21 protein-coding genes are annotated in these 24,876 nt (G+C 36.8%); 16 read left to right on the top strand and 5 right to left on the bottom strand.

Going from position 1 to position 24,876, the window contains the following annotated elements; genetic code table 11:
- The first annotated feature begins 37 nt into the window (after positions 1–37).
- On the top strand, positions 38–1,315 hold the full coding sequence (locus CLU97_RS02525; protein ID WP_228437478.1) for a DUF6080 domain-containing protein: 1,278 nt from the start codon (positions 38–40) through the stop codon (positions 1,313–1,315).
- Positions 1,316–1,368: 53 nt separating this feature from the next.
- Here the strand turns inward: CLU97_RS02525 and CLU97_RS02530 are convergent, their stop codons facing one another.
- On the bottom strand, positions 1,369–1,926 hold the full coding sequence (locus tag CLU97_RS02530) for an SPOR domain-containing protein (protein WP_121486549.1): 558 nt from the start codon (positions 1,924–1,926) through the stop codon (positions 1,369–1,371).
- A gap of 184 nt (positions 1,927–2,110) precedes the next feature.
- Here CLU97_RS02530 and CLU97_RS02535 point away from each other — a divergent pair, with 184 nt between their 5' ends.
- From CLU97_RS02535 to CLU97_RS02570, 8 genes are all read left to right on the top strand, one after another.
- Positions 2,111–3,469, top strand: a complete 1,359-nt coding sequence (locus tag CLU97_RS02535) for a c-type cytochrome (protein WP_121486550.1) — start codon at positions 2,111–2,113, stop codon at positions 3,467–3,469.
- A 23-nt stretch (positions 3,470–3,492) separates the two neighbouring features.
- Complete coding sequence (locus CLU97_RS02540) at positions 3,493–6,558, top strand: TAT-variant-translocated molybdopterin oxidoreductase (RefSeq protein ID WP_121486551.1); 3,066 nt, start codon at positions 3,493–3,495, stop codon at positions 6,556–6,558.
- A 25-nt stretch (positions 6,559–6,583) separates the two neighbouring features.
- Entirely contained in the window at positions 6,584–7,981 is a 1,398-nt protein-coding gene (gene nrfD / locus CLU97_RS02545; protein WP_121486552.1) for an NrfD/PsrC family molybdoenzyme membrane anchor subunit, read from the top strand.
- The gene (locus CLU97_RS02550) at positions 7,968–8,489 is read left to right on the top strand and encodes a DUF3341 domain-containing protein (RefSeq protein ID WP_047376185.1); all 522 of its coding nucleotides are present in this window, start codon (positions 7,968–7,970) and stop codon (positions 8,487–8,489) included. Before nrfD ends, CLU97_RS02550 begins: the two co-directional genes overlap by 14 nt.
- 1 nt (position 8,490) lies before the next feature.
- Entirely contained in the window at positions 8,491–9,177 is a 687-nt protein-coding gene (locus tag CLU97_RS02555) for a c-type cytochrome (RefSeq protein WP_121486553.1), read from the top strand.
- An 8-nt stretch (positions 9,178–9,185) separates the two neighbouring features.
- Positions 9,186–10,517, top strand: a complete 1,332-nt coding sequence (locus CLU97_RS02560; RefSeq protein WP_121486554.1) for a quinol:cytochrome C oxidoreductase — start codon at positions 9,186–9,188, stop codon at positions 10,515–10,517.
- 481 nt (positions 10,518–10,998) lie between these two features.
- Positions 10,999–12,192: a hypothetical protein gene (locus CLU97_RS02565; protein WP_121486555.1), complete on the top strand. Its 1,194-nt coding sequence runs from the start codon at positions 10,999–11,001 to the stop codon at positions 12,190–12,192.
- 33 nt (positions 12,193–12,225) lie between these two features.
- Entirely contained in the window at positions 12,226–12,675 is a 450-nt protein-coding gene (locus tag CLU97_RS02570; protein ID WP_121486556.1) for a hypothetical protein, read from the top strand.
- Positions 12,676–13,018: 343 nt separating this feature from the next.
- On the opposite strand, the gene CLU97_RS02575 is transcribed toward CLU97_RS02570, so the two are convergent.
- Together CLU97_RS02575 and CLU97_RS02580 are read right to left on the bottom strand one after the other, a co-directional pair.
- Positions 13,019–14,095, bottom strand: coding sequence for a glycosyltransferase (locus CLU97_RS02575; RefSeq protein ID WP_121486557.1), 1,077 nt, complete (start codon positions 14,093–14,095; stop codon positions 13,019–13,021).
- Positions 14,096–14,175: 80 nt separating this feature from the next.
- On the bottom strand, positions 14,176–15,060 hold the full coding sequence (locus CLU97_RS02580) for a GT-D fold domain-containing glycosyltransferase (protein WP_183084503.1): 885 nt from the start codon (positions 15,058–15,060) through the stop codon (positions 14,176–14,178).
- 290 nt (positions 15,061–15,350) lie between these two features.
- Between CLU97_RS02580 and CLU97_RS02585 the strand changes: the two genes are divergently transcribed.
- From CLU97_RS02585 to CLU97_RS02615, 7 genes are all read left to right on the top strand, one after another.
- The gene (locus tag CLU97_RS02585) at positions 15,351–16,367 is read left to right on the top strand and encodes a hypothetical protein (RefSeq protein WP_121486559.1); all 1,017 of its coding nucleotides are present in this window, start codon (positions 15,351–15,353) and stop codon (positions 16,365–16,367) included.
- A gap of 116 nt (positions 16,368–16,483) precedes the next feature.
- Positions 16,484–17,683, top strand: a complete 1,200-nt coding sequence (locus CLU97_RS02590; RefSeq protein ID WP_121486560.1) for a hypothetical protein — start codon at positions 16,484–16,486, stop codon at positions 17,681–17,683.
- Between the two features lie 3 nt (positions 17,684–17,686).
- The gene (locus CLU97_RS02595) at positions 17,687–18,223 is read left to right on the top strand and encodes an adenine phosphoribosyltransferase (protein ID WP_121486561.1); all 537 of its coding nucleotides are present in this window, start codon (positions 17,687–17,689) and stop codon (positions 18,221–18,223) included.
- 229 nt (positions 18,224–18,452) lie between these two features.
- Complete coding sequence (locus tag CLU97_RS02600; RefSeq protein WP_121486562.1) at positions 18,453–19,160, top strand: tetratricopeptide repeat protein; 708 nt, start codon at positions 18,453–18,455, stop codon at positions 19,158–19,160.
- A 3-nt stretch (positions 19,161–19,163) separates the two neighbouring features.
- Complete coding sequence (gene ribH, locus CLU97_RS02605) at positions 19,164–19,682, top strand: 6,7-dimethyl-8-ribityllumazine synthase (RefSeq protein ID WP_034734563.1); 519 nt, start codon at positions 19,164–19,166, stop codon at positions 19,680–19,682.
- Positions 19,683–19,850: 168 nt separating this feature from the next.
- Positions 19,851–21,929 carry an alkaline phosphatase family protein gene (locus CLU97_RS02610; RefSeq protein WP_121486563.1) on the top strand — a complete coding sequence of 693 codons (2,079 nt, stop codon included), beginning with the start codon at positions 19,851–19,853 and terminating at the stop codon, positions 21,927–21,929.
- A gap of 66 nt (positions 21,930–21,995) precedes the next feature.
- A complete protein-coding gene (locus tag CLU97_RS02615) occupies positions 21,996–22,859 on the top strand; it encodes a neutral zinc metallopeptidase (protein ID WP_121486564.1) in 864 nt (287 codons plus the stop codon).
- 67 nt (positions 22,860–22,926) lie between these two features.
- Here the strand turns inward: CLU97_RS02615 and CLU97_RS02620 are convergent, their stop codons facing one another.
- Both CLU97_RS02620 and CLU97_RS02625 read right to left on the bottom strand, forming a co-directional pair.
- Positions 22,927–23,784 (bottom strand): GLPGLI family protein, encoded by an 858-nt coding sequence (locus CLU97_RS02620; RefSeq protein ID WP_121486565.1) that lies wholly within the window; start codon positions 23,782–23,784, stop codon positions 22,927–22,929.
- Between the two features lie 12 nt (positions 23,785–23,796).
- A complete protein-coding gene (locus tag CLU97_RS02625; protein WP_121486566.1) occupies positions 23,797–24,762 on the bottom strand; it encodes a GLPGLI family protein in 966 nt (321 codons plus the stop codon).
- Positions 24,763–24,876: the final 114 nt, after the last annotated feature.

Consider the following 24,876-nt stretch of genomic DNA (forward strand, 5'->3'; position numbering starts at 1 on the left):
TGGTTTTTTTATTTTACTTTTGCAAAAAATCTGACACGTGTCTTTTATCAAAACAAAAATTATCCATTTTTTTAAACTCATTTTTCCATCCACTTATACTGAACTGGCAGTTTTTCTATTTTTTATTATTTGCTATGGGATTTTAGGTTCATATATTGCTATTCATTACAGAATTATTTTTGACAGCAGAATTCCCTGGGATGCTTACTTCAGTTTTGACAATAAATCTATTCTGATGACCGGAGGCAGTTTTGAAAGACATCCCCTATCCTATTATTTTTTCAATTGGGTAAGAGAATTCTCATTATTCATTTCCGGTGGAAAAATGGATGCAAATTTCAGACTTACTCTGGCGTGGCTCAGTAATATTATCATCACCTTAAATATTGTTCAGGTTTTCAAATATCTTAAAAACATTATCTGCCTTCCATTATGGCTAAGCATTTTAATAATTCTGTTTTTTGGAGCTTTTTCAACCAATATCATACTATCATTCACTCCTGAAAACTTCACCTACACCCTGTTTTTACTCTCATTATACAACTATTACGCAGCAATAAAACTCAGACAGGAGGAAAAAATACCAGCAACAGCTCTTTCTCTTGCCGGAATTACTATAGGAGGACTTACCATTACCAATTTTGTGAAAGTTTTCATCCCTCTTCTTTTTGAAAAGGGTTTATTCAGAGATTGGAAAAAATTTGGAAATGCCGTATTTAGAGTAGCCGTTGCTACAATCTGTTTTGTACTGCTTTACTTAAACAGAATTGATTTTAAATACCAGAATATCTTTTCCAAAACCAACCAGCAATACGAGAAATTCTCCAACGTAGAATCAATGCCTACATGGGATATGATGATTTCTTTCTTTTTCGGAGGCAATATTCTTTTCCCAGGATTCATCATTTCGGATAAGCATAATATGAAAGGATTTAATTTCAAAGGTCTTTACATGGATCTTTATACATCAGCTTTTCCTTACATTTTTATAACCCTTTTATTGATCCTGATTATTTGGAGTTATTGTAAGAATTTCAAAAACAAATGGGTTCAGGTCCTTACTATTTCATTTTTTGTTGATATTATTATTCATTGTGTGATGAGGTTCGGTCTTCATACCTCATATATCTACGGAGGTCATTTTGTCTTTGTATATCCTCTTCTTTTAGGATGGCTTTTCTTCGCCTACAGATCTTCACCAAAGGTAATGTCATTTCTAACATTCACTCTGGCCATATTAGTGGTTTATTTACTGATCAATAACCTATTTCGAATGACAGAATTTTTCTCTTTCATGGAAACATATTACCAATAAAAAAGCTGAGAAAAATTTCTCAGCTTTTTTATTTATTTCGAGTAGAAACTTTTCTATTTTGCTTCCGCACAGAAAATTCTGTACTGTACTGCCATTGCAGATTTAAAATACTCTCTGATTTTAGAAAGATCACTTGCCGCACTCTGCTTAGTGAAATAACTTCCTGCCAAAATTTTATAGTTAGGCCTTAAAGAAGCATCCGTTTCCACTTTAAGGTTAGGGAATCTTTTTCTGAAATAAGACTTTACCTCATTGGCTTCTTCGTTACTTTTCACCGTTGTAATCTGGATTTTAAACCCTAAAATTCTAGGATTTTTACTACAAATTTCGGCATTGGTAAGCGCTCTGTTCGGAACATAAATTTTGGGAGGTTTTGTACTGATCCCTGTAGAAATTCCGCTATCACCAGAACTGAAATCTTTTGAAGAATTGGTGGGTGTCACTTTAGCACATTTTCCTTCAATTCCTTCCAAAGCAGCATTTATTTTAGAATCCATAGTCATAACAAGCTCCGTCCCGGAAAGGGTGTCCTTTTTAACAACTTGCTGGGCTCCAACACTATAAAAACCAAATAGTGATAATATCGAAAATATTTTGATCAAATTTCTCATTTAAACTTGTTTGCGCAAATTTATACAAATTAAAAAACTATACCAAACTAGTTATTTAGAATCAATACAAATTAAACGTAAATGATATTTTCCCTTTTCGATATACCGTTAAATTCCTGTTAAAAATATTATTTTTGCGGAATTGATTGAATGTTCAATAATTTACTAACATAAGATAATTTAAATGATTAGTTGGAGAAAGCATTATAAAAAAACGTTGATCGCAATAGGCTTATTGCTATCAACCAGTGCTTCATTTTACGGGCAAGACGGCGATCCTAAAAACGGAGAGAAACTTTTCAAAGCGAATTGTACTGCATGTCACGCGCTGGACAAACAAGTTGTTGGACCACCATTAAAGGGGGTTGTAGAACGAGTAAAGACAGAAGGTGGTGTAGACAAAGATTGGCTTCACAAGTGGATCAAAGACAACAAAGCTCTAAGGGCTTCTGGGGATAAATACGCCAATGAGATTTTTGAAAAGTTTAATAAGACTGAAATGCAGGTCTTTCCAAATCTTACAGATAAGGATATTGACGACATTTTAGCTTTCACGACTAATCCTCCTGCTCCGGAAGAGAAAAAGCCGGAGGCAACACCTGCAGCTGACGCTACTGCGGCAGCACCTGCAGACAAAACAACAACAAACGTTGTCATCATTTCACTTTTAGCGATCGCAGGTTTACTGGTTTGGATCTTGGTTAAACTAAGACAATTGGTAACGTTAGGTCAGTCTGAAGAATTAGCAGGATTGAATGAAACAAGAGTTCGTTCGTTCAGTGAAATGTATGAGAAATTCCACTACATCGGGAAAGGTTTACTGGCAATTCTTGCTATTCTGGCCGCTTACGGAGTATGGAACTGGTTAATGTGGATCGGGGTTTACAAAGGTTATAAGCCTGAGCAACCTATCTACTTCTCTCACAAAATCCACGCTGGAGAACAGAAAATTGACTGTCAGTTATGTCACTCTAGTGCTAAATACGGAAAAGTATCTGAAATTCCTTCTATGAACGTTTGTATGAACTGTCACAGAACAATTTCTGAATACAACAAAGATCACTACATGGAGCCAGGAAAAGATAAGGCATTCTATGATGGCGAAATCCAGAAGATCTATGCAGCAACAGGTTGGGATCCTGCAAAACAACAGTACACAGGAAAAACACAGCCGGTTGAATGGACAAGAATCCACAACATGCCAGACTTTGTTTACTTCAACCACTCTCAGCACGTAGTAGCAGGTGAGCAGGCAATCATCAATTCTTTCAACAAAAAGAATCCTAACAACAAAATTGATGTTGTTTGTAAGGCTTGTCACGGTAAAATTGATACTATGAATGTTGTTCAGATGGCTAACGACTTTACTATGGGATGGTGTATCGAGTGCCACAGAACGACTGAAGTTGATATGAACAACGGTTATAATAAAGAGTACTTCAAAAATCTACATGACAAGTTGAAAAAACAGTATCCACAAGATGGAGGTAAGATCACTGTAGATGCAATTGGAGGTCTTGAGTGTGGTAAATGTCATTATTAATAACTAAAAAATTAGAAGTATAAATGGCTTCAAACAAAATACAATTCAGAAGTATTCATGAACTTAAAGACCCAGCTTTAAATGGAAAGCTGGCTCTTAAAGAGTTTCAGGAAGAAATTCCGGTAGAAGATTTCCTTGGAGATGCTGAGAAAAACGGATCAAGTACTTCAAGAAGAGATTTCCTTAAATTATTAGGATTCTCAACAGCAGCAGTTACTTTGGCTGCCTGCGAAGCTCCGGTAATCAAAACAATCCCTTACGTGGTAAAACCACATGATATTATTCCGGGGGTTCCTAATTATTATGCATCAACATATTTTGACGGTTTCGATTTCGCTAGTGTTTTAGTAAAAACCCGTGAAGGTAGACCTATCAAAATTGATCCAAACCCAGCTGCTGGTGATTTAGGTAAAACAAACGCAAGAGCTCAGGCAAGTGTACTTTCTCTTTATGATAATGATAAAGTAAAGCAGCCTAAACTAGACGGTAAAGACGAAACTTTCGATAAAGTAGACAGCTTTGTTCTTAAAGGTTTAGAAGAAGCTAAAGCGTCAGGTAAAAAGATTGTGCTTTTATCACATTCTTTTGCTTCGCCTACTTTCAAAAAGCTATTCGGTGAATTCAAAGCTAAATATCCTACAGCAGAATTAGTAACTTATGATGCTTTCCCTTACTCTGCAGCATTAGATGCAGCTCAGGAAGTATTCGGACAGAGAGCGTTACCTGTTTATGACCTTAAAGGTTCAGAATTGGTAGTTTCTTTCCAGGCTGATTTCTTAGGAGATTATAACGCTTCAAGCTTAGAAACTTCTTATGCAGCAGCAAGAAAGCCAGGTCAAAACATGTTGAGACACGTTCAGGTGGAATCTAACATGTCATTAACCGGTGCTAATGCTGACTCAAGATACAGATTAAAGCCAAGTGCAGTAAACAAAACTTTAGTTGAAGTTTACAACGCAATCGTTGGTGGTGGTACTACAGATAAGACTGCTACTGAAATTGCTAACGAATTGAAAGCAAAAGGAAGCAAAGCTGTTGTTTTTGCTGACGGTTCTAAAGGAGCACAGGTTTTAGCACACTTAATCAACCAAAAATTAGGATCAGTAGCTTTCACAGGTAAAGCGAACTTCCTTAAAGAATTTGATAAAGCAAGATACCAGGAATTCTTAGGATGGGTAAATGCGGGTCAGGTTGGGGTATTAATTACCAACAATGTAGACCCTATCTACTCTCATCCAAAAGGAGAAGATTTCAAAAAATCTTTATCTAAAGTTTCTTATGTAATTGCTGTAGCTGATAAGAAAAATGAAATGTACAAAGCAGCGAAAGCTGTAATTCCAGTAGCAAACTGGTTAGAGTCTTGGGGAGATATCGAACCACAGACTGGTGTATATTCATTAATGCAGCCTACAATTCAGAAGATCTACAAATCAAGACAGATTGAAGAATCTCTATTGGTTTGGAAGAACGGTAAAAACAATGCTGCAAACAACTACTATGATTATTTAAAAGCTAGCTCAGCTTCAATCTTAGGTGCTACATCTTTCAACAAAGCATTGTACAACGGTATTACTACTTCTAATAATGCAACAACATTAGCTTACGCAGGTGGAAACGCCGCTCAAGCTGTTGCAGAACTAGGCAACTTCAAACCTTCTGAATTAGAATTGGTATTATATACTAAGACTTCTATGGGAGATGGTACTCAGGCAAACAACCCTTGGTTGCAGGAACTACCGGATCCATTGACAAGAATGTCTTGGGATAACTACTTGACAATTTCTCCCAAAGATGCAGAGAAGTTTGCTATTGATAACGATCTTAACGCGAGAATGCAGTTAGATGGTTCTATTGTAAACCTTACTGTAAACGGAGTAACAATAAAAGATGTTCCTGTATTTATTCAGCCTGGTCAGGCAGAAGGATCTGTAGGTCTTGCCCTTGGTTATGGTAAGAAAAACTCAGGAGCTACTGCAGATACCGGAGTAAATGCTTATCCTTTATTTGACGGCTCTAACCTGGCTGTTTCAGGGGTTAAAATTGAAAAAACAGGAGAAGACCACGAATTTGCAGGTATCCAGCTTCAAAATACATTAATGGGTCGTTATGAAATCGCTAAAGAAGTTCCTTTAGCTGAATTCATCAATGTTCCTTTTGATGATGAGCACAAAGGATGGAACAAGCCTTTGGAATACCACACTATCAGTGGAGCTCTTCCAGCAAGAAAAATAGACCTTTGGGATGCTTTCGATGATACAGATGGACCTCACTTCAACCTATCTATCGACTTGAACTCATGTACAGGTTGTGGAGCTTGTGTAATTGCTTGTCAGGCAGAAAACAACGTTCCTGTAGTAGGTAAAGAAGAAGTAAGAATGTCGAGAGATATGTATTGGTTAAGAATTGACCGTTACTATTCTTCAAGACAGAAAGTAGAAGTATACGAAGGATTGAAAGAAGGAATGGCTGTACCTGAATTGTATGGTACTGCTTTCGGAGACGGAGGTGCATTAAACCACCCTGCAGACAATCCGGATGTAATCTTCCAACCAGTAATGTGTCAGCACTGTAACCACGCTCCTTGTGAAACTGTATGTCCGGTAGCGGCTACTTCACACGGTAAGCAAGGTCAAAACCATATGGCTTACAACAGATGTATCGGTACAAGATATTGTGCAAACAACTGTCCGTACAAAGTAAGACGTTTCAACTGGTTTACGTATAACCTAAATGACAAGTTCGATTTCAACATGAACAACGATTTAGGAAGAATGGTACTTAACCCAGACGTAGTTGTAAGAACTAGAGGGGTAATGGAGAAATGTTCAATGTGTATCCAGGAAACTCAGGCTACTATTTTAGCGGCTAAGAGAGAGAACAGAAAAGTAACAGATGCTGAGTTTAAGAACTCTTGTGCTTGTGCTGCTGCTTGTTCTACCGGATCAATGACTTTCGGAGACATGAATGATAAAGAGTCTGAAGTTAGAGATTTATATTCTAGCAACAGAAGATATTATTTACTAGAGGAGATCGGAACAAAACCAAACGTGTTCTATCACACTAAAGTAAGAAACAGAGTAGAAAAATAAAGTTTAAATAATAAATAGGTAAAAAATGTCAGGACATTACGAAGCTCCGATAAGGGAACCTCTAATTATTGGTCACAAAACTTATCACGATATCACAGAAGATATTGCACGACCTATCGAAGAAAGAGCAGGTAAATTATGGTGGATCTCATTATATGCTGCACTAGTTCTATTCCTCTATGGATTCGGCTGTATCGCTTACACTATCGGGACAGGTATTGGAGCATGGGGGCTTAACAGAACTATTAACTGGGGTTGGGATATTACCAACTTCGTATGGTGGGTAGGTATCGGTCACGCCGGGACCCTAATCTCCGCAGTATTATTATTATTTAGACAGAGATGGAGAATGTCTGTAAACAGATCTGCAGAGGCGATGACGATCTTTGCGGTTGTACAGGCAGCAATCTTCCCTGTAATTCACATGGGTAGAGTTTGGGTTGGATACTGGGTATTCCCTTTACCAAACCAATTCGGTTCTCTTTGGGGGAACTTCAACTCTCCTCTACTTTGGGACGTATTTGCGATCTCTACGTATTTCTCGGTATCAACTGTATTCTGGTTCATGGGACTAATCCCTGACTTTGCAATGATCAGAGATAGAGCTAAAACTCCTTGGACTAGAAAAATTTATACATTCCTGGCATTCGGTTGGGGTGGTAAAGCAAAACACTGGCAAAGATTCGAAGAACTTTCTTTGGTTCTTGCAGGTTTGGCAACTCCACTTGTATTCTCAGTACACACTACCGTATCTTTTGACTTCGCAACTTCGGTAATTAAAGGATGGCACTCTACGATCTATCCTCCTTACTTCGTTGCAGGAGCAATCTTCTCAGGATTTGCAATGGTACAAACACTATTGTTGATCGCTAGAAAAGTTTGTCACTTAGAAGAATACATCACAATGTATCATATCGAAATTATGAACATCGTAATCGTTCTTACAGGTGGTATGGTAACGGTAGCTTATGCAACTGAATATTTCATCGGATGGTACTCAGGATCTAGATTTGAAGATTTCACATATCTTTCTCCGGGTGCTGCTGTAGGACCTTACTGGTGGGCATTCTGGTCATTGATCATCTGTAACCTTGTGGTTCCTGCTTCATTCTGGTTCAAAAGACTTAGAACGAACATTATCTGGACATTCATTGTTGCATTAATCATCAACATCGGTATGTGGTTTGAGCGTTTTGATATCATCGTTATCAACCTTTCAAGAGACTACTTACCAGGATCATGGACAATGTTTAAGCCAACGATCATTGATGTGGGTGTATATTTAGGAACTATCGGATTCTTCTCTGTATTATTCTTATTATACGCAAGAACATTCCCTGTAATTGCACAGGCTGAATTAAAATCGATTTTGAAAATCTCAGGTGAAACTTATAAAGCAAAAGAAGGAGATGAGCACCACTAAAATTGTATACGGACTTTATGCTGACGACGACGATTTAATGAACGGCGTTAAAGCATTCAACGATAAAGGAATCGCAATAAACGAGGTTTATACTCCGTTTCCGGTTCACGGACTAGACAAGGCTTTAGGGTTAAAGAAAACCAGAATTTCTGATGCTGCATTCTTATATGCTCTTTATGGTGTTACTATTGGTGCTACTGTAACCTGGTATGTAATGAACCATGACTGGCCACAGAATATTGGTGGTAAACCAGCTTTTGACTGGGCACACAATATGCCGGCATTCGTAGTTCCAATGTTCGAATTAATGGTATTCTGCGCAGCTCACATGATGTCTTTAACTTTCTTGGTTAGAAACAAAATGTACCCGGGAGCTCCAGCTCAGAATCCAGATCCAAGAACTACTGATGATAAATTCATGATGGAATTTGTAACTGAAGATGTAGAATCTGTAAAACAGTTGCTTATTGAAACTGGAGTTGAAGAAATAACTGTTAAAGACGCTTAAAATGAAAAAGAATGTATTAAAAATTACAGCAGTTTTAGGTTTAACAACAGTTTTACTTAACTCTTGCGGACCAAAGGAGAATACTCCGTTGGTATATTTCCCGGATATGTATTTTCCGGTAGCTTATGATCCATTGATGAAAGCTCAAGATGCTTATTCAGATCATGAAAATGAAATTCCTGCTTTTGTTAAAAATAATGGTGCAACAGGTCTTTCTCCAGTAGAAGGATCAGTTCCTCAAAATAAAGACGGTGTTTTTGAAGAAAGCTTATTACCTAAGAATGTTGACGAGTACAACGCAGGGTATGATGCTTCTAAAAAACTTACAGTATCTCCTCTGAACCCAGCTAATGTAGCTAAGGATCTTGAAAGAGGTAAAGTATTGTTTGATCACACTTGTGCTGCATGTCACGGAACAGGAGGTGATGGACAAGGACCTATCGTACAAAGTGGAGCATTCTCTGGAGTGCCTAACTATGCTGACAGAGAAATTACTGTAGGATCTGTTCATTATGTATTAACAAATGGTAGAAACGCGATGGGATCTTATGCAGGACAACTAAACGCTGGAGACAGATGGAGAGTTGCAATGTATGTGATGAGCGCTTTCAAAAAAGGAGCAGCAGCACCAGCGGCGGCAGCTACTACTGAAGCAAAACCTGAAACTACTACTGAAACTAAAAAATAAGAAAAGAAATGTATAGTTTTTCACCAAAATTAAAATCAACTTCTTTAATACTTCTTGTTGCAGGTTTAGTGCTATTTGGTATTGGTTTCTTTATGAACAAAGGAATCTCTACTGAGAAGATTGAACAAATGATGGAAGCTGTTCATGCTTCAGGTCATGATGCACCTACTCACTCAAGTGAAATGATAGGACCTCAAGATCATGCTGCTCACCTTGAGCATGCTACTCTACAGATCCACAATCAGCCTTTAGCGGCAATACATTTTGTAGCTGTATTTTTCTTCGGAGTAAGTTGTGCTGTATTATTCTTCTATTGTATTCAGCACGCTGCACACGCAGGTTGGCCAATTATTATTACAAGAGTAATGGAAGCTATTGCTTCTTATATTCCATACGGAGGAGCTATTTTGATCATCTTAATGCTTTTAAATATCTTCCACCAAGGACACCTTTTCCACTGGATGGATCCGGATTTGACAGATCCTAACTCTGCTCATTTCGATGTGATCTTATTCGAAAAGAAAAGATTCCTGAATATTCCTTTCTATGCTATCAGAACGTTCATCTATGTACTAGGTGCCTCTTTCTTCGCTTGGAAACTGAAGGCTCAGTCTAAAAAAGTAGACGAAACAAAATCAAAAGTAGAATATCAATTCCTTTACAGATGGGCTGTAGGATATATTGCATTCTTCGGATTTGCTTCTGCTGCCTGGGCTTGGGACTGGTTGATGTCTATTGACCCTCACTGGTACTCTACAATGTATATCTGGTATTCAATGGTGAGCTGCCTTTCAAGTGGTATTGCTGTAATCATTTTACTAAGTGTATACCTTAAGAAAAACGGATTCCTTCCTCAGTTCAATGACAATCACTTACACGATTTAGGAGTTTTCCTTTTCGCTACAAGTATGCTTTGGACATATACATGGTTCGCTCAGTTCATGCTTTATTGGTATGCAAACGTTCCGGAAGAGGTTAACTACTTCTTTGGAAGATTCCAGCACTATGGTACAACATTCTTACCAATGTTGATCGTAAACTTCTTATTACCTTTATTGGTATTAGTAAGCAGCAGTATCAAGAGAAACTACAAAGTTGTTACAACAATGGCTGTAGTAGTGATCTTAGGACACATTCTGGATTATTTCAATATGGTAATGCCGGGAACGGTAGGACCTTACTGGAACACTCCTGAAGTATTCATCCTTATCTTGGGAGCTTTATTATTCGTAATCGGATTATTTATGTTTACTGTACTTTCAGCTTTATCTAAACTGAAGCTGATCCCTACAGGAAACCCATTCTTACACGAATCTGAAATTTATGAGTATCCTTTCTAAGGACTCGTAACAAAATAAACAAAAGACCGATCGTCATCATGATGATCGGTCTTTTTTATTAAAATAGAAGTCAGTCGACGAAAAATAAAGTTTTGTGCGTTAAAATTTTCTATACTTCACTTAAATTTCTAAGACTCCTCAACTTCCCTATCTTTTAAATTCAATTTAAAAACGCAGGGCTTTCATAAAATAAAATTGAATCCATTCCACCGAATCATCCAGAGTAAGGCTCTGAATATAATTGTTTAAATTTTAATTATTTTTTTAACACGACGAGTTTTGTCGCACCCCCCTTGTACTTTTGTGTCAGTAATTAAATAAAGAGAATCCTAGGCAGTACTTTTATTTAATAACCAGTCAATAAAGAATGTTATGCTTGTATGTGCGCAGTACAAAATAAACAGGAAATATTGATTTTAAAAACTCCATATCAAGATATAGGGTAAAACACAAATCTTAATAATTAATTTATAATTTTAAAATGGCACAAATCACAACTTACACTGTGGATCCTGCGAAACGTAGAATCCTCACAGTTGAAAATATGGAAGAGTTAGGAATAACACCTGATTTTATTCAGGATTTTTTGAATAAAAAAGTACCTGAATTAAGAAGAATTAAAGTAGATCAAAAAGGAAGTCCTGTACTGGATACTAAAAACCAGCAAATACCATTATGGCCGGTAGGAGTATCTATAAACGATAAAAAATTTGGTAATTTCCCTGATCCAAACGCTGCACAAAGAGGATGGATGGGATTTTTCGAAGTTGGATCCCCATTGTTTGAAGAAAGATCGAATATCATCCAGCCCACTGCCGATGTACTATCCACCAGAACTTATGATAACAGAGCGAATGAGCCACGCGAATTTTCTGATACTATTGAATTTAGTATAGGGAATAGCATCACCTGGACTTTGTCAGCTACGGGACACGCTAATTTTGGAGGAAAAGTTGCCGGAGAATTACAAGGACAAATGTCAACGACTTTAGAGACTACTTTGACAGAAAGTATGTCTAATAGTTTAGCAAATTATCTTAGCAACACTCTTACGCAAACAAACACCCATGATAATCACAATCATAAAGACAATATTGGAACAGAAGATATAAGTGCTGCTGCTACTGCCAATCAATCAGCTGCTACTGCAACAACTAATTTTACTTCTACCAATTCAAATAGGGAAAGTCATACCGGGACAGGTACTGCTATTGGCCGAGGAGAGTTATATGCAGAACTAGGGCTTGCTTTAACGGGTACAATTTCCGGTACATTAACAACATCATGGAAATCAAGTTCTAGCGTTTCAGGAACTATTTCTCCTAACTCCCGTGTTGAGACCAAAGCAACACAAAGACGTCAGGTGAAACAATTTACTTACGAAATACCTATTACGTTTGATGGATACATTGCATTGAATTATGATGAATTAGTTCTTCCTATTGCAGATGGAAATGGACCACCACTTGCCAGTACTAATTATACAACTCCATCCAAAGTTATTCCTGTTAATATATCCTATTTGAAACTTGTAGAGTCAGGTAAACTATACAGAGCAAAAGGAATGGCGGAAACAGTATCCGCTTTGGATGTGAACCATACTATTTTCGACACTAAGCCGCTTAATAGAGACGGTAGTCAGAAATTCGGGACAGAGCGTCCTCACAATTTGTAAATCAATATAACTTATTTTAAAAAAAACACCAATATGGCATTTCAAGATATCTTCAATTTTACCCGCAGTTTATCTGCAGGAGGAAGTACAGCAGAAGAGCAAGTTTCCGGGTTCATACCAAAAAAAGAAAATGAATCAGTAAGTGTTGCTCCTCACGATCCATTTGATCCTCAGCAACAGGTTCAACAAGATCCGAAAATAGTGAGAGAAACCTCTCCACAATCCGATATAGTATTCAATTTTATAAAATCTGTGACTTCAGATATTAACGAATCCAGTAATAGTGTAGAGACATCAATGGCTAACCCTTCAACAGTAGTAGATCCAGCTACAGGATCTATGACTAAAGCCAGAGAAACTTCTGATCACGTTCAGGATGATACTACTACTGCTGATACATCAGTTACCGCTCCTCCTCAACCTAAAGATGTGAAACCGGAGGGATGGAATAATACACCCCAGGCAACTGATCCCAGTAATTAGGCTAACGGTAAGCATATAATCAAAAACATTTAACTATCCAAAGCAAGAATATTCTTGCTTTGGATTTTTGCTTTATAGATTCACTTTAAACTACCTCTACATGCAATGTGGAGTTCACCTGAACAAAGATTAAGAAATTTAATTTATTTAAAATGATGAATAATTAATGAACAATCCTTATCAACCAAAGTAAGAGAAAAAAATTTATAGCTTTTCAATTTTATAACTTATTCATGCATTTGACATCAGCAGTAATGAATGCCTTCATATTTAAGCATAAAAAAATCAGGAGAACGTTCTTCCTGATTTTTTCTTTTATTATAGAAATCTTGCATTAAATACTTTAGCGGACAAGCTTTACACTACGGTACTCAGCCTGTAAATAAACCAATTCTTTATTCCTTATACTTTCATTTAGATGCTTTATCATACTTTCCGGAGTAAGATAGTCCTGAAAGTAGTTTAATACATTTTCTCTCATCCTATTAATTTCAGTTTCAGGTGTATCAAAGATATTCTGTAAAATAGAATCCAGATGTTTTAAATCATCAAAAATTATAGCATTTACACCGTCTGTCAGATTAGGATACATTACTTCTGCATACTCCTTCTGAATAATCGGGATAGTACCCACAGACATGGCTTCAATTACATTATGGCACAAAGGCATTACAACTCCCGGACAGCAAAAATAAAAGTTGAAATGAGATAATGTTTCTCTCACATCTTCCATGGGAAGTTCGAAATCTTCTTTAATTGCAAAGGCGTATTTCTTTTTCAGGCTTCCTTCTTTTATCCCTTTTAAAAGTTCCTCTTTGCCGGAAAGTGTCACAAATCCAGACTTTTCTTTCATGAAGCTTAGGAGTTCTGTTCTGGGAACCACAGAAAACTCTGTTCTTTTAATATCAAGATAAGCCAGAGCATCAAAATTACCATAGCAAAAAATTGAGTTCAATCTCTTTTTATTGACATCCACCCTACGATTCCACAATCCATAATGATACATTAAAGGATGAAAGCTCATGGGAACATGAAATACATGATCCGTATTATTATTCTTTTCAAAATAGGTGGAAAAATAATCTGGGCTGAACATTTCATCTTTTATCTCGATATAATTTTCAGGTTTATATTTCTTATTCACAATTAAGAAATTATCTTCCCTTACAATCATACTGAGGTATTTCTCTTTATTGCGTATATTCCTGAATGTTGCAAAATCCATCTGATAATAGACGTTGTATCCTGCAAGCTTATAAAATTTAAGAAGCAAATAGAAAAAACGATGATAGGTAGTGTGATGCTTAATGCTAACCACTACTGCCTTTTGTGTATTTTCAGGCTTGTTTTTTTTAATCTCCTCAAAAGCTAAAATATCTTTTACAAGCCGATTTACCTGATCAAATCTTTTCTTAATCATTTGTTTATTTATTATATTCTTTATTCTCAGATTTCTTAAGATGAGAAAATTTAAGGATTGGAAGAAATAATAAAGACAATCTACATTCTCTTTATTATGGAACTTTCATATTTCACCCTCTCCCCTTCTGGTATTTCTACCATTTGCTCTTTAACAGCTTCATTAACCAATCTTCCGGCAACAGGTACTTTTTCTTGAGCATTCTGCAAGTACCACATATATTCTAAATCTACATGCCCTATATCTATTGTCCAGATGTTTTGTTTTGCCAGGTCATAAGCCATTACCGTTGCTGTAGGACCTAATGCCAAAAGTACCAGCTTATCTCTTCCAAAAGCTTTAATTTCAGAAAAAATTTTCTGGTATGAGGAAAAGGCATCTTTTGCCGGGCAAAGAATTCGCTGTAAAGATTTTACATCATCAAAAAGATCATTTCCAACTCCCAATCGTGAATATTCACCTTCTACAATCAAAACATCCTGATCTTTCCAAAGCTTTTTTATTTTCTCCAGAATTTCAGGAATGTGTTTTTTGGTTTCGTAATCCAAATAAAATCTTGTAATAAAGGCATTAGAATATTTTTTCTTCGGGTTCAGATGATGTGAAATCTGAACCCCCACTGTATTGATGTAATTCAGCCACCAAAACTTCACCCGCCAATTGAGATTATTCCTCAGAGAGAAAGTTTCAGGAATAGCTACCAGATGATTCGGTAAATCTGAGGCAAGAACTTCCCGAAGCCTGTGCGTAATCTCTTCACTCCCATTTTGAAAGCCAATACCTGCCGTATTGAGTACCAAACGAAACTCTCCGTCTCCAAATCTGCTGATATTCTTTTTATGAATACGGATTTCATCTATGGTTTCTGCCAGAGATTCCACTTTATAAAATGGAAAATTCTTCCTCAGCTTTCTGGTGCTGAGAAAAAAATGATAATAGTGATATCTTTTTTTTAAACTATTCATTAAGTCTGAAATTAAGCGAGACTGCATAACAAAAAACCTGTAGCTTAATCTCAACATTTAAAACAAATAAAATTACAATATTTTTCCAAGACAAAAGATGAGATCGTAAAATATCTATGCCTATCTCATACTTCCGGATGAATATTCTTCTCTAGGGATTTGTAACAAAATAAAATTATAAAAGACTGATTGCTAAAACTATCAGTCTTTTTTTATAGAAGTCAGCTGGCAACTATTATGAACTTTATGCGTCTCTGTAATGAGATCACCCAATAAAACAAATTCTTATTATGAAAACAAAATTTGTCATTTACTCATTATTCTTATTTCTGTTTAGCTTTTTTCAGGCTCAAACCATCACATTTGTGTCAGAAAAAACAAATCAGCCACTTCCAAGAGTTTCTGTATTTGGAAAAGACGGAAATATACTTGCTTTTTCTGATATTGACGGAAAAATTGATAAGCAGTCATTATCTCCTGCACAGGAAAAGTTCCAGTTGGTGTATAATAATTTTCTGGTGGCTACCTTATCTTATTCTGACTTTGAACAGCCTGTTATTAAGCTTAATGATCAGGTAAAAGAAATTGAAACCATCGTCATCAAAAACAGCAAACCTGCCAGATATATTTTAATCAAAGGTAATTTCAATGCCTATGTAACGGTAAACAGTAAACTGAACAGTTATACGGATGGAATTGTAACCTATATTTTTGATAATAAAACAAAAAAACTGAAAAGCGCCAATGTAGAGCAATACAGAGTTTTCAGACTTACAGATTCTAAGAATGAAAAAAAAGAAACTTCATCATGGGATTATGGAAATTCCTTACAGATTCCCAAACTTAAAAATGTAGGAAATCTGGAAGAATATAAAACAAAAAGAAATACCATTAAAGAATTGAAGGGTGACCGAAAAGATCAGATTGAGGTAACAGGCGCCGCGCTTCAGGAAAAAGAATTTTCGTTGTTCGGATTTAGATTTTTTGATATCAAAACCATTCTGAATATGTCTTTTGAAAAAGGATCAGAAAAAACACTGAAAGATTTCCTTGAATATAACGAAATGGCTTTTGTAAAGCTGAAACATAAAAGCGAGCCGGATTACAACCAGATTATTCTTTATAATAATTTTTACCCTACAGAATTTAGCTTCAGCAATGATAATGACGTTGAAAAAGTGAAGTTTGACAAAGACAACAGCAACTACAAAACATCTTACTGGCAGGATGCATCATTCCCGAATATGCAGACTATTTTCAGCAATTTCTTCAAAGGAGCACTGAAAGAACAGCCCAACAAAAAGTAAGAATATAGGATTATGGCTACTGTTAAAAGGAAATAAAATAAGCCATAAAACATAAAGTGAAAATAAAATCCAGTATTAATAAAGGTTTTATTAAATTTGCAACAAACCAAATAAAAATGAAAAAGTTTTCTTTTCTACTTGTTTTCAGCCTGTTGCTTTTTACAGCATGCAAGAAAGATCATGTAGATGCTACGAATACTAAAACACTGCAGTCAAGTATCAATGATATGACTTCCAGTTTACCCACCATTAAGCAGATTAAGTTTAATGAAGCTCTTTATATCCTTAAAACATTTGGTGTAGAAGCAGATGGTGATATCAATGAGCTAAAAGCCCTTGGGAAACTGATTAATGGAAAAAAAGTTCCTGAAATTATGTCCCTTGCAGACGAAGTGGCACAGAAAAACGGAATAGAATGGGCAAGTACCGCCCCACCATCACTTGGAGAAATGAATATCTTCGGGGATGATAAAGCTAAAGAAAGCGATCCTAATGATATAAAGGCCGGATCATTAAGTCTTGTTACAAGACCTACAGGAGACGATGGTACCGGAGCACCTACTGCAATCCAGATTGTGCCAAGACTTGTAGATACAGCAGGAAACCCGGTTTCATTTACAGGAGCTGGGCTGGAAGCGACCCTTGAAGTATACAGCAACGGTGTAAGATTAGCAACCGCTAAAAACCTAATGCAGGATAATAACTTTAAAGGATTCAACCTGAAGTTTTCTTCTATTCCTGCTGCAAAAGTGGTGGATAATAAAATTGATATCACAGTTTCTGTAAAAACAACTGCCAAGACTTTCAAAATGTCAAAGATCGGGCTTGATGTAAATGCAGCTGCTTTGAAAGTTCCTGCCATTCCTAAAACCGATACACTTGCTGTACCGGAGCAACCAAGCGCAGCAGTAGATCCAAACAATCCATCAGCAACTCCAGGAGCCACTACAGATCCTGCAACGGCTACCCCAACTGCACCAGCAGCACCAAAACAACCGACAGCAGATCCTAAAAATACAGTAAGCAAGTTTTTGAACAGCGTAAGCTCACAGAATTTAAAAGCAGCTTACGAAACAGCTAGTAACCCAAGCTGGGGAAGCTATGAGTCTTTCTCTAATCCTAATTCAGGTTTTGGAGCGGTGAAAAATGTAAGTGTAAAAAATATTACGACTAGTGGTGCTAATGCCAACAGTGCAAGCGTAAATGCTACGTATGATGTAACGGATAAAAGCGGTAAAACTACTTCTTTAAAAGTAACTTTCGGGCTTAAAAATGTAAATGGAGACTGGAAAATTTCCAGCTATAAAATCAATTAATACATGGCTTCAGCAGAACTGATCAAAAAACTAGAAGAAACTATTGAAAATATTCCTGATTTTCCGATTCCGGGAATACAGTTCAAGGATATTTCGCCTATCTTTTTAGATCCTAAACTTTATGAAGATGTTATTGCAGATCTTGCAGCATTCAGTAAAGGAAAAATAGATGCAGTCTGCGGAATAGAAAGCCGTGGTTATTTGTTTGGAATTGCTATAGCCGTAGCTTTAGATGTTCCTTTCATCTTAATCAGAAAAGCAGGAAAACTTCCCCCACCTGTTATTTCAGAAAAATATGACCTGGAATATGGAAGTGCTGTTATTGAAACCCGCGAAGGACAAATAAAACCGGGACAAAGAGTTTTGATTCATGATGATCTTTTAGCAACAGGAGGAACCACTGAAGCCGCTGCCAAGCTGGTTGAAAAACAAGGGGCTACCGTTGCTCAGTTCAGTTTCCTTATCGGGTTAAAAGATTTGAATGGTGATGAAAAACTGAAGAAGTTTGGTGCTGAAGTGTACCATATTTTAGGCTATTAAATGTAAGACATATATGCTTCGACAGGCTCAGCATGGCAACGCTAATAATTTACTGTGAGATAAAAACAGCTAGTATTATAAGTGTCATGCTGAGCAGAGTCGAAGCATCTTTTTTAATAAATTCATCTTTCACGATCAACAATTCACAAAATTTCATCAATAATACTCACAAAGTATTTTGTAAATCATTCAGAAACAATTAAATTTGCATTTCAATTTTTAAAAACTTATGGCAAAATTGGGAAAGAATGCTCAGAACGAGCAAGAAGGAAAAGAAACGGTTGAGTTCTTTAAAGACCTTGACAGAGAAGCTTTAAACACTGAGAGATTTGTAGAAAAATATTCAAAACCTCTAGGATTTGTATTTGGAGCATTAATTTTAGGCGTTTTAGGATTCTTCGCTTACAAGCAATTTGTAGTGGCTCCAAAGAATGCTGAAGCTGTGAAAAGTTTCCTTTCTGCTCAGAAAAGTCTTACTGAAGGTAAAGATAAAGATGCTTTGGGTGGAAAGTCTGCGGCTAACCCGGGTTTTGTAGGTACATATAACGAATATTCTTCTACTAAAATCGGTAAACTTTCATCTTACAATGCAGGTTTACTGAAGTTCAAAGAAGGAAAATTTCAGGAAGCTTATGATCTTTTAGACCAGTTTTCATCTGATAACAAAACTTTAGTAGCAATGAAATACGGTGCTATGGCAGATGCAAAGTCAGGACTTAACAAGAATGATGAGGCTTTAGCTTTATTAGACCAGGCAGCAACAGCTTCTGATGATCCTTATACAACCTACTATTTCACAAGAAAAGCAGGTATTGTGGCTTTAGGATTAAAGAAAAATGCAGAAGCTAAAAAATACTTTGCTACAATTGACGAGAAATATCAGGACTACGACAACGGAATGTCTGATTCTTATATCGAAATGACTAAATATTATTAAAAAATGGCAACAGTTAATCTTTCCGATTACAAGCCACTTCATATAACGAATGCCGAAGATTTTTCTATCGGCATTGTTTTTTCTGAGTGGAATGATTTTGTAACCTACAATCTTCGTGATGCAGCTTTGGAAATACTTGAGAAAGAAGGCGTAAAACCTGAAAACATCAAACTTTTCCCTGTTCCCGGAGCTTTTGAACTCAACTATGCGAGCATGCAGCTTTGCAAAGAAAGAAAATATGATGCAGTAATTTCTATCGGATGCGTAATCCGTGGAGAAACGCCTCACTTTGATTATGTATGTTCTGCAGTAGCACAGGGAATCAAAGACTGTAACATCATGACTGACACGCCTACTATTTTCTGTGTATTAACAGATGATACCAAAGAGCAGTCTATTGCAAGAAGCGGTGGAGATCTTGGAAACAAAGGTGTAGAAGCAGCCGTTACCGCTTTAAGAATGATTGATTTCAAAAAGAAATTATCTGATAAAAAAGGTAATATCGGTTTCGGACATTCTTAACCGTAAAATAACCTTTACAATATATCAGGACTATTTTTTAATAGTCCTTTTTTATTGGGAACTTTTTAAATCATAAATATTATTAATAAACGGGATGTTTTTGTTTTTTTCCGTCAAAAGTTCTGTACAAAAACTATCTTTGTGAAAACTAATAAAAACAGTACATACATGTTTTTAAGCAAAATAAAACCGTTCCTATACTTAGGAGTTTTCTATCTTATTATTTCATTGATAATAAGAACAGTATTTTTTTTTCATCCTATTACCACCGCTAGTTTTGGATTCTTCGAAGTTATAAAAGTGTTGCTGATAGGTCTCGTGAATGACATTTTTGTTTTCATATTGGCCAGTTCTGTTCTCGCGCTTTATTTCCTCTTTCTTTCCAATTCAAAATACAAAAAACCTTACGGATATATTATTTTGGGAGCGTTGGTTCTGTTCTTCCTTTACATATGGCTTGTTCCTAACAATATTTTCAAGCAGTATGGAGGTTCAATCATGGAAGTTGCGCTTGTTTTTGTAGGAATAAAGACACTTTTCTTCGGACTGATGCTTTTCCTTCCTACTCAAAGAATCAAGATCCGTAATACGTTATATTTCATCATATTACTATTATACGTTCTTCTGATTATTTTCAATGGAGTAAGTGAATACTTCTTTTACAATGAATTTGGAGTGCGTTATAATTTCATTGCTGTAGATTATCTTATTTACACAAATGAGGTGATTGGGAATATCATGGAAAGCTATCCTGTTATTCCACTGTTTTCGGCCATTATGATTGTTACGCTTACCATCACCTGGTTCATTTATAAAAAGACGAAAGATGAACTGCTGGAACTTCCGGATTTTAAACAAAAAATGGTGCTGCTTGGCAGTTTTATGGTACTTTGTGCCCTTAGTGCACTGGCAATACCTTCATTGATGCAAATCAGGTCAGACAATGTTTTTGCAGACGAAATTGAGGCCAACGGCCTTCCTAAGTTCTACTGGGCATTTACCCATAATGAGCTGGATTATTTCCAGTTTTATTCACAGATTAACCAACAGCAGGCAGAAAAGAATTTCCTAAGCCAGTATCCACAAAAGACACTGTCTAGAGCTGTAGTTGCAGAACAGCCTGAACTCAAGAAAAATGTTGTATTGATCTCTATTGAAAGTCTTTCAGCAGATTTCATGGAGCATTATGGCAATACACAGAAAATAACGCCTTTCCTGGACAGCCTTGCAGATAAGTCTCTCATGTTTACCAACCTGTATGCAACCGGAAACAGAACGGTGCGTGGTCTGGAAGCTTTAACGCTTTGTATTCCTCCTACAGCTGGAGAAAGTATCATCAAGAGAGATGATAATAAAAATAAATTTACAACCGGAAGTGTTTTCAAATCCAAAGGATATGATGTCAGATTTCTATATGGAGGATACAGCTATTTCGATAATATGCAGGACTTTTTTGCAGGAAACGGATATGGTATTGTAGACCGAAATAACTTTAAGCCTGAAGAAATCACATTTGCCAATGTTTGGGGTGTTGCTGATGAAGATATGGCTAAAAAAGCGATTCAGGTGATGAATGGAGAAGCCAAATCCAGAAAACCATTTTTCAATCACTGGATGACCGTTTCCAACCACAGGCCATTTACTTATCCTGACGGAAGAATAGATATTCCGGGAACAGCAAAATCACGTGAAGGCGGTGTAAAATACACAGATTATTCTCTTAAACTGTTCTTTGATATGGCTAAAAAACAGGACTGGTATAAAAACACTGTTTTTGTGATCATTGCAGACCACTGTGCATCAAGTGCCGGAAAAACGGAGCTTCCAATGGATAAATACAGAATTCCTGCGATGGTCTTTTCAGAAGGGTTTGTACAGCCCCAGAAATTTGAGGGATTAATGTCTCAGATCGACCTGATGCCTACCGTTTTCGGACTGTTGAATTTCAGCTATCAGTCTAAATTCCTTGGACAGGATGTATTTAAACCGGAATTCCAGCCTAAGGCTTATATTGCAACATATCAGGATTTAGGTTTAGTGAAAGACGGCCGTCTTACGATTATTTCTCCGGTAAAAAAGGTCAAACAATATTCTCTGGAACTGGAAAAAAGCGATCTGGCACCAGCATTTAAGCTGTATTACGACGAGAAATTATTAAAAAACACAGATCAGAAACTGGTAGATGATGCCGTATCAGCCTATCAGTCTACTTCTTACTGGTTAAAAACGAAACAACTTAACAGATAAAGATCTAGATATTTTTCGCTTATAGTTTGGCGTAAATTATTTAAATTAACACCTAAATTTATTATCATGAAATGGACAGACGACAGAGGCGGAAACGTTGATGACCGCCGTGGTTCCGGAGGAGGAAGTGGAGGTATGATTGTGGGAGGAGGACTCGGAACTTTAATTATAGCAGCCATTGTATTCTTTTTGGGAGGTGATCCTTCCGGTATTTTGAATTCCGGCAGCATACAGTCTTCAGGAGCTCCTACTGAACAAAGAGAGCTTACAGCAGGTGAAAAACAGATTGGGGAAATGGTCAAAATGATGGATGCATGGAATAGCCAGACCTGGACTCAGATTTTTAAAGAAAATGGGATGACTTATACTGATCCAGGCATTGTACTTTTTGAAAATACCACTTCTTCAGGATGTGGTACAGCTCAGTCTGCCATGGGACCGTTCTATTGTCCGGCTGATCAGAAAGTTTATATGGATATGAGTTTTTTCAATGAACTTCAACAGAAATTTGGAGCTAAAGTAACGGAATTTACCGTAGCTTATGTTCTTGCCCACGAAGTAGGACATCATGTTCAGACTCTTTTAGGAACCACTCAAAAAGTAGATGCCCTGAGAAGAAGCGGACAATATTCTGAGGAACAACTGAACAGAGTATCCGTCGCTACAGAGTTACAGGCAGATTTCTACGCCGGAGTATGGGCAAAAAGAACCAATGACAGCAAACATATCCTGGAACCCGGAGATATTGAATCTGCAATAGATGCAGCAGAGGCTGTTGGTGATGATAACATTCAGAAAAGAGCGCAAGGATATGTAAATCAGGAAAGCTTTACTCACGGATCTTCTGCACAGCGTAAAGAATGGTTTATGAAAGGCTATAATACCGGAGATATCAGACAGGGAAATACTTTCGATCAGCTTTTGAAATAACTTTCTAAGTATTTTAAACAGCATACAAAATAAAAATGCGGTCTCAAATTGAGACCGCATTTTTCATTTATTGCAATTCGATTGGATTAGAGTTTTTCTTGGCATCTTCTTTTACCCTTTCTTCCATTCTCTTTCTCATATCGGCCGGGTTTTGGTTTCCGCCACCGCCTCCAGGGCCTCTTCCTCCACCGCCAGCTCTCATTGGAGCACTAATACCGCCTGCACTCTGATTCATGAATGACATTGGATCCGTTCTGAACTTTTGCTGCTGTTTTAAATAATCTGATCTTTTTACTTTCAAAGTATTTCCAAACTGATTCAAAGTTGGGAACTCAGCAATCTTATAGTTCTTCATTAAATCAAAAGAATAATCTCCTTTATCATCTTCCACTTTTACAATCAGCCCCGGAAGTCCTCCGAATTTGTACGGGCCGTCCTGATAAGGAAGATCTGTAGTAAACCATGCCGTCCATTTTCTTCCGCCAAAATCTGTTTCAGCTTTCTGAACTTTATACTCTCCTATTTTTCTCGTTTCTGATTCAATTTTCCAGTTTAGAGGCCTGTCTTCCTCGTAGGAATATAGATCACGTCCAATTCTGTCTTTAAAATAGGTCTTTTGATTTGTCTTATCTTTTTCTATGGAATAGCTGATGTTAGTTCTCAATCCTTCCATCTGATCCCGGTTGATGCTTCCTCTTCCGCCTCCACCCTGAAATGCTTTTTGCATAATAGAGTCTCTTTTGATTCTGTTTTCAGAATAAAATACAGATTTCTCAGGAGAAATATCCAGGTAAGCGTTTTCAGTCTTTACATCTGTTTTATTTTCAGCATCAGATTTCATAGTCACCTGATACACAAACCTGTTTGTTTGTGCAGAAACATTCTGTATGAAGAGTGCCAATGCGATAATACCTAATTTTTTCATTTATATTTTTATTTATTTTAATTCAATTGGATTCTGTGGTGCATTCGTAAAAGAAGAGCTTTCTACGGATGGACTCTGTGACATTGGACTTCCCTGGCTGTCTCCACCCATTCCACCTCTGTGCATTCCGCCACCGCCGTGGCCGCCGCCTCTCATTCCTCCTCCCATTCCACTGCCGTTCATACCACCACCCATGCCGCCTCCATGTCTTCCACCGCTGAAATTCATATTTCCGCCGCCATTATTTCCTGCTATAGTCTTTCTGTTTTTACCGAACTCCAGCTCTAAAGCAGCTTTATCACTATGGAAGTTCGCTCTTGTAGTTTGTTTGGCATCAGGACTTATCTGTTCTTCGAAAGCATTTTTAACCGTAATTTTCTTGGCAAGATCAAATTTATAATCTCCTTTATCATCTTCCAGCTTTACAATCAATCCCGGTAATCCTGAGAATTTATAAGGACCATCAGACAAAGGGATTTCTTTTGTGAACCATGCTGTCCAGACTCTTCCTCCAAACTCCGCCACTGCTTTCTGAGCAGAATAACCATTTTGTTTTTCAACAACATTTGAAACCTCCCATTTTACCGGTCTGTCTTCCTGGTAATAAATTTGCTTTCCGGCTGCCTTTTCATAATAATTTACTTTCTGTTCCGGAATGGTTTTGGTAATAAAATATTCAAAAAAAGTAGGCTCGAAGTGTCTCTTCCCTTCCATCTTCGAAAAATCTTTTTCTTCTTTCCTATCATTTTCTTTCGCTTCAGATCTGACAGACATAAAAAGAGAGTCTCTTTTCAGCTTATTTTCACTGATGAATAAGGATCGGTCTCCTTTAACGTCCAGAAAAGTTCTTTCACTTTTCATACTTACCAGATTGATGGAATCTGGGTTTACCAGTGTTTCGTAAACAAATCTTGTGGTTTGACCATAAGAAACCGCTGCGAAAAGCAATACAAAAAAAGCAACTATTTTTTGTCTCATTACCAATTTTATTTATAGATCAAAAATACGATTCAAGGTTAAAATCCGTAAAAAAAACTTCACATTGAAAGGCAAAATTTATCTTTTTTTAACATATTTTGTTCCTCCAGACCG

Origin of the sequence: Chryseobacterium sp. 7 (assembly GCF_003663845.1) — a bacterium.
Classification (GTDB): Bacteria; Bacteroidota; Bacteroidia; order Flavobacteriales; family Weeksellaceae; genus Chryseobacterium.